The sequence below is a fragment of the Actinotalea alkalitolerans genome (genome assembly GCF_023369855.1).
Classification (GTDB): Bacteria; Actinomycetota; Actinomycetes; order Actinomycetales; family Cellulomonadaceae; genus Actinotalea.
This window is the reverse complement of sequence record NZ_JAMBPP010000005.1, coordinates 326,860-333,780: the sequence shown is the minus strand read 5'-3', so window position 1 is coordinate 333,780 and position 6,921 is coordinate 326,860. Positions and strand designations below refer to the sequence as shown.

5 protein-coding genes are annotated in these 6,921 nt (G+C 72.9%); all 5 read right to left on the bottom strand.

Annotated elements, in window-relative coordinates:
- Window positions 1-163 precede the first annotated feature (163 nt).
- Window positions 164-2,353, bottom strand: coding sequence for a putative bifunctional diguanylate cyclase/phosphodiesterase (locus M1R94_RS08540; protein WP_249381241.1), 2,190 nt, complete (start codon window positions 2,351-2,353; stop codon window positions 164-166).
- 99 nt (window positions 2,354-2,452) lie between these two features.
- On the bottom strand, window positions 2,453-3,532 hold the full coding sequence (locus M1R94_RS08535; protein ID WP_249381240.1) for a VIT1/CCC1 transporter family protein: 1,080 nt from the start codon (window positions 3,530-3,532) through the stop codon (window positions 2,453-2,455).
- A 40-nt stretch (window positions 3,533-3,572) separates the two neighbouring features.
- A complete protein-coding gene (locus M1R94_RS08530; RefSeq protein ID WP_249381239.1) occupies window positions 3,573-4,655 on the bottom strand; it encodes a Gfo/Idh/MocA family protein in 1,083 nt (360 codons plus the stop codon).
- A 20-nt stretch (window positions 4,656-4,675) separates the two neighbouring features.
- The gene (locus M1R94_RS08525; protein ID WP_249381238.1) at window positions 4,676-5,767 is read right to left on the bottom strand and encodes a Gfo/Idh/MocA family protein; all 1,092 of its coding nucleotides are present in this window, start codon (window positions 5,765-5,767) and stop codon (window positions 4,676-4,678) included.
- 94 nt (window positions 5,768-5,861) lie between these two features.
- Window positions 5,862-6,752, bottom strand: a complete 891-nt coding sequence (locus M1R94_RS08520; RefSeq protein WP_249381237.1) for an SDR family oxidoreductase — start codon at window positions 6,750-6,752, stop codon at window positions 5,862-5,864.
- Window positions 6,753-6,921: the final 169 nt, after the last annotated feature.

Here is a 6,921-nt window from a genome sequence, read left to right as displayed (position 1 = left end):
GCCCCGCCGGCCCCCGCGCCCGGGCGGGGGGGGGGGCCGGGCCGGGGGCCGGGCGGGGGCGCGGCGCGGGGGGGGGGCGGCGCCCGCCGCGGAGGCCAGCGGCGTCGGGGCGCAGTCGACCGCCGGGCTGGCGGTGGACTGCGCGGGAGAGCCCGGCGAGGGGTCAGCGCCGACCCAGGTGCCGTGAGGCGTCGTCCGCCCGGGAGGCCGCGGCGTCGGCCGAGAGCAGCCGCGAGACGTCCCGCGTGGCGAGCGGTCGGCCCAGGAGGAAGCCCTGGCCCTCGTCGCAGGCGAGCTCGACCAGCTCGGTGAGCTGGTCCACCGTCTCGATCCCCTCGCCCACCACGCTCATGCCCAGCCCGTGCGCCATCGCGATCACAGCGGCAGCGACCCCCCGGTCGCGCACGTCCTGGCCGATGGACTCGAGCTTGACGATGCTGACCGGGAACTGCGGCAGCCGTGCGAGCGAGGTGTAGGTCGTGCCGAAGTCGTCGACCGCGAGCTGGACGCCGAGCTCGGCCAGCGCCTCGAGCGCCTCCCTCACGTCCGGGCCGTCCTGGACCAGGTCACGCTCGGTGATCTCCAGGCACAGCTGCCCCGGCACCAGCCCGTGAGCGGCGACCACGACAGCGCAGCGCTGCGCGAACCCGGGCTCGCGCAGCTGGGCGCCCGCGATGTTCACGGCCATGCTCAGCGGGCGAGCCCCGGGATCACGGTCGACGGTCCACCGCGCGAGCTGGGCGCAGGCCGTGTCCAGCACCCAGTCGCCGACCAGCCCGATCAGCCCACGCTCCTCGGCGACGTCCAGGAAGTCCTTGGGCGTCAGGACCCCCCGCGAGGGGTGGTGCCAGCGGATCAACGCCTCGAACCCGAGCACCCGCTGGTTGCTGAGCGACAGCAGCGGTTGGTAGACGAGGCGGAACTCCCCGTCGGCCAACGCCTGGCGCAGCTCGCTCTCCAGGGTCGCCCCGCCGTCGCGGTGGTCGGCGGACTGCGGGTCGAACACCTGGAACCGGTTGCGACCGTCCTGCTTGGCGCGGTACATCGCGGTGTCGGCACTGCGCAGCAGGTCCGAGGCGCGTGCCTGCGGGTCATCGGTGACCACTGCGCCGACGCTGGCCGAGAGACGCACCGAGACCGGGCCCTCCACGAAGGGCTCGGCGAGCGCCCGCACCACCCGGTTGCCGATCTCGGCGACGTCGTGGTCGGTCATCACCCGGTCGCACAGCACGACGAACTCGTCGCCACCCAGCCGCGCGACGGTGTCCTCACGACGGGCCACGTGCTCGAGCCGACGGGCGAACTCGATCAGCACGTGGTCGCCGACCTCGTGACCGTAGGTGTCGTTGACGCTCTTGAAGTGGTCCAGGTCCACGAAGAACAGGGCGAGCCGGCTCGGGTAGCGCGCCATCCGGACCACGGCCTGCTCGAGACGGTCCATCAGCAGGTAGCGGTTCGCCAGCCCGGTGACCGAGTCGTGCATCGCCTGGTGCGCCAGGGCCTGCTCGGCGCGCTTGATGTCGGTGATGTCACGCACCGAGGTCAGCACGCCCACGATCGCGCCCGACGCGTCCCGGTCAGGGGACACCGTGGTGTGGAACCACGTCTCCTCGCCCTCCGTCCCGCTGCTCACCGCGAACTCGACGTCGTCGGGCTCACCGGTCTCCAGCACCCGACGCAACGCCGGCTCCCACACCTGCAGGGAGGACTCGGCCATGCCGGTCTCGCGGTCGGTGCGACCGATGAGGTCAGCGAGGGTCGCACCGCGGGAGTGCTCCCCGGCCGGGTTGATGTACTGGTAGCGCAGGTCGCCGTCGTACTTCGCGATCGCGTCGGTCGAGCTGTTCAGCACCGCCCGCAGCTGAGCCTCGACCCGGCGCAGCTCGGCGTTGGCGGCCGTGGTCGCCGCAGCCATCTCCTTGACCTCCTGCTCGACCTGGACCCTGCGGGTCACGTCGCGCGAGATGCCGAAGGTGCCGATGACCTGCCCCTCGGCGTCACGCCACGGGAACTTGCTGCTCGCCACCCACGTGTCGGGCCGGTCGAACCAGCTCTCCCGCTCCTCGTGGTTGAGCATCGGCACACCGGTCTCGATGATGCGCAGCTCGTCGGCCCGGGCAGCCAGGGCGTGCACCTCGGAGAAGAGGTCGTGGTCGCTGATCCCGACCATCTCGGCCTGCGTCCTGCGGTGCAGCCGCGCGCACCCCAGGCTGACCCGCACGAAACGGCTCTGCAGGTCCTTGAAGTAGATGACCTCCTCGGAGGTGTCGAGCAGGCTCCGCAGGAACGTGTCGTCACCGTGCACCACGGACGCCGACTGCTCGGCAGTCGTGCGGTACGGGGGGGAGCTCATCGTTGTGCGCCTGTTCACCGAGTGACGGGGTGGCTCGGCAGGCACACCGTACTGGATCTGCCGGACCGGGACCCCGGGCAGGTGGGGTGATGTTCCCGGTCACGCCAGCGTCGTGCCGAAGACCGCTCCCAGGCCGTAGGTCACCGCAGCCGCCCCGGCGCCGACCGCGAGCTGCCGCAGGGCCCGACGCAACGGCGGGCCCCCCGAGAGCAGCCCCACCAGCGCGCCCGTGACGAGCAGGGCCACCCCCACCGCGCCGCCCGCGACGACGAGCGCGGCCAGGCCCTCCAGCCCGAAGAGGTACGGCAGCACCGGGATGGCCGCACCCGTCGCGAAGAAGCAGAAGCTCGACAAGGCTGCTCCGACGTCCGTGCCGACCAGCTCGTGGGAGTCCTCGACCGCGCTGCCCTCGGGGTGCAGCGCCCGCGCACCGGCCTGCGTGAGATCGGTCAGGAGCGCATCGGCCCGCTGCTGGGCCTCGTCGGGGGACAGCCCCCGGGCGCGGTAGACCAGGGCCAGCTCGTTGGCCTCGAGGTCGAGGTGCGGGAGCGCCGCACCGGCCGCCGCGCTGGGCGACGAGGCCGAGATGAGCTCACGCTGGGAACGCACCGAGATGTACTCCCCCGCCCCCATGGACAGGGCCCCGGCGAGCAGCCCGGCCAGGCCGGTGAGCAGCACCACCGAGGTCGACGTGCCGGCCGCGGCGACGCCGATGATCAGGGCGAGGTTGGACACCAGCCCGTCGTTCGCCCCGAAGACGGCCGCTCGGAAGGTGCCCGACATCCGGTGGCGTCCGCGGGCCGCGAGCGCACGGACGACCTCGCCGTGGATGCGTTCGTCGGCGGCCATCGCGGGGGTCGCGTCGAGGTCGACCTCGTAGGTCGCCCGGGACTCCGCTCGCTGGGCGAGCGCCAGGACGAAGACCGAGCCGAAGTGGCGGGCCAGCCGGACCAGGATGCGGAAACGCAGGTCACCCCGGTGGGGACGACCGACCTGGTCCCCGAGGAGCTCCTGCCAGTGCGCGGCATGCCGTCCCTCGGCCTCGGCCAGGGCGAGCAGGATCTCCCGCTCCTCCCCGGTGCGCCGACCCGCGAGCTCGCGGTACACCGAGGCCTCGGCGAGCTCGTCGGCCAGGTGGCGACGCCACCGGCGCAGGTCTGCGGAGGACGGGCTGGTCACGGGAGAAGCGTGCCACGACCGCGTCGGGACCCGGTACGGCTCAGCCGGCCCAGGCCTCGCGACCGGTCGTGACCGACGTCCCGGTACGCGCCGACTCCTCGACCGCGAGCGCGACCAGGTGGTCCTGGCAGCCCTGCGCCAACGGGTACGGCGGGTCGCCGGTGCCACGCACCCAGGCACCCGTCGCGTCCAGCAGCGCGGCGACGGCGAGGTCGTCGTCGGCCAGCCGGGCCCCGGCGTACCGGTTGCGGAAGACCACCCGACCCTCGAACGACAGGTGGTCCAGGTCGAAGCCCTCGAGGTCCTGCTCGACACCACCCTGGCGGCGGACCAGCGGGGAGGTCACGACGGTGCGCTCGTCGACCCAACGGGTCACCTGGTCGTCGATGATCTCGCCGTGGCTGCCACGGACCACCAGACGGTTGCCGCGCAGCGGGTTGTGCCACTGGTTGTCGGTGAAGTCGTAGACGGCGCTGCGCCCCTCGCCCAGGTCCATCAGCGCCAGGGTGGTCCCGGCCGGGACGGGCTCGACGGCACCCGTCCACCCGTCCCTGGTCATCGGGTCCAGGAGCGGGGCGGTGAAGCGCTGCGCCGTGACGGTCACAGGGTCGCACCCCGCACCGAGCAGGCTCCGGATCAGCCCGACCGCGTGGTACATGTGCGTCGAGGAGACCTGGACCGAGGTCACCTCGCCGATCGCACCGGACCGGACGATCTCGGCCCGGGCCCGGTGGGCCGGCATGAACGGGCTGTGCTCCGCGACCTGGACCAGGCCGCTGCTGCCCACCTGGTCCCACAGCTCCCGCAGGCCGACGACGTCAGGGGCGGGCGGCGTCTCGGTCAGCACCGGGACGCCCGCAGCGACGAGCTCGGCGGTGACACCCGGGGCGACGTCCCACGGCACGGCGACCACGACGAGCTCGGGCGCCTGCGCGGCGACCAGCTCCGCGGGGCTGCGGTAGGTGGGCACACCCCAGGCGGCGGTGACCTGCTCGCCGCGCTCGACGCTGCGCGTGACCACCCCGACAGCCGTGAACCGCAGCGGCATGAGGCGGGCCATCCGCAGGAAGAACTCTGCACGCCATCCGCTACCGACCAGGCCGAACCGCACGGGGGGAGTCATGCCGCCATCCTGCACCGCCGTCATCGGGCCCACACCTGCTGGGTGGTGGTCACCGCGTGACCCGTCGTGGCGGCCTCCTCGACGGCCAGGCCGATCAGGTGGTCCTGGCAGCCCTGGGCCAGGGGGTACGGCGGTTCGCCGTGGCCCCGCGTCCACGCCCCGGTGCGGTCCAGCAGGGTCGCGACCGCCTGGTCGTCGTCGGACAACCGGGCACCGGCGTACGGGTTGCGGTGCACGACCCGCCCGTCGAGGGACAGGTGGTCGAGGTCGAAGCCCTCGAGGTCCTGCTCGACACCGTTCTGGCGACGCACGATCGTGGAGTCGACCGGCCCGACGCCCTCGACCCATCGGGTGACCCGGCCGTCCCGGATCTCGCCGTGGCTGCCGCGCACCAGGATGCGGTCGCCGCGCAGCGGGTTGCGCCACTGGTTGTCGGTGAAGTCGTACACCGCGCTGCGCCCCTCGCCCAGGTCGAGCAGGGCGAGCGTCGTGGTCGCAGGGCGCGGGGCGGGGTCCAGGGTGAGGCCCGCACGCGAGGTCGGGTCGACGAGCGGCGCGACGAAGCGGCGGGCCGTCACCGTGACGGGCTCGAGGCCCGCACCCAGCAGGTGACGGACCAGACCGGCCGCGTGATGGCGGTGGGTCGAGGAGACCTGCACCGAGGTGACCCGTCCGATGAGCCCCGAGCCCACGATCCCGGCACGGGCCGCGTGCGCCGGCAGGAACGGGCTGTGCTCGGCGACCTGCACCAGACCGCTCGCACCGACCCGACCCCACAGGCGGACCATCGCGGGCACGTCCGGAGCCGGTGGCGTCTCGGTGAGCACCGGCACGCCGGCCTCGGCCAGCTCGACCGTCACCTCCGGTGCGACCTCCCAGGGGACGGCCACCACGACGAGCTCGGGACGCTGGGCGGCGAGCAGCGCCGAGACCGTCCGGTAGCTCGGTGCACCCCACCGGGCGGAGACCTCCTGCCCGCGCGACGCGGTGCGGCTGACCACACCGACGGTGGTGAAGCGGTCCGGCAGCAGGTCCGCCACACGCAGGAAGAACCCCGCCCGCCAGCCGGTGCCGACGACGCCGACCCGTACCGGTCCCTCACCGCTGGTCACCCGGTCATCTTCCCCTGCCCGCCGCTCAGGTTCTCGAACGATCCTGTGCGTGCGGAGCACACAAGCGTTCGAGAACTCGGAAGGAGGGGACGGGTCAGGCGAGCGGCTTGCCGCCGGTGACACCGAGGCGGTCACCGCTGACGTAGCTCGACTCGTGGGAGGCGAAGAAGACGTACAGGGGCGCGAGCTCGGCGGGCTGGCCCGCGCGTCCCAGGGGCGTGTCGGCCCCGAAGCTGCCGACCTTCTCCTCGGGCATGGTCGCCGGGATCAGCGGGGTCCAGATGGGGCCGGGGGCCACCGCGTTGACCCGGATCCCCTTGTCCCCCAGGAACTGCGCGAGGCCCTGGGTGAAGTTGATGATCGCCGCCTTGGTCGAGGCGTAGTCGAGCAGCTGCGGGCTCGGGCTGTACGCCTGGACCGATGCGGTGTTGATGATGGACGAGCCCGGCTCCATGTGCGGCACCGCGGCCTTGGTGATCCAGAACAGGGCGTACAGGTTGGTCTTGAAGACGCGGTCGAGCTGCTCGGTGGTGATGTCGAGCAGGCTGTTCTCCTGCGCCATCTGGTAGGCCGCGTTGTTGACCAGCACATCGAGGCCGCCGAGCTCGCTGACGGCCCGCTCGACCAGGTCGATGCAGTGCTGCTCCTCACGGATGTCACCGGGGACCAGCACGGCGCGCCGTCCGGCCTGCTCGACCAGCCGGGCGGTCTCGCGGCCGTCCTCCTCCTCCTCGGGGAGGTAGGAGAGCACCACGTCGGCCCCCTCACGGGCGAAGGCGATCGCCACGGCCCGTCCGATGCCCGAGTCGCCGCCGGTGATCAGGGTGCGCTTGCCGTCCAGGCGCCCGCTCCCGCGATAGCTCTCCTCGCCGTGGTCGGGTTCCTGCTCCATGTCCGAGGTGACACCCGGGTGCTCGATGCTCTCCTCGGGCTGGTCGGTGGGGTAGTCGTCGCGCGGGTCCTTGGGTGCGGTCTGGTCGCTCATGCTCCTTTGGTACCTGCGCCCGCCCATGGTCGCCACCGGAGCACGGCGAACCCCGGCCGGGGACTCCCAGGTAGTTCTCAGGATGAGCGCGTACCGTTGTCGGGTCCGTCGGTGCGCCATCGACCGCTCGCCGCCGACCGCAGAGCCTCCACCAGGCACCGATCACCAC

Excerpts from the sequence above, each read along its gene's own strand:
- M1R94_RS08540 (WP_249381241.1), bottom strand. The coding sequence starts at position 2,353 with ATGAGCTCCCCCCCGTACCGCACGACTGCCGAGCAGTCGGCGTCCGTG.
- M1R94_RS08530 (WP_249381239.1), bottom strand. The coding sequence starts at position 4,655 with ATGACTCCCCCCGTGCGGTTCGGCCTGGTCGGTAGCGGATGGCGTGCA.
- M1R94_RS08520 (WP_249381237.1), bottom strand. The coding sequence starts at position 6,752 with ATGAGCGACCAGACCGCACCCAAGGACCCGCGCGACGACTACCCCACC.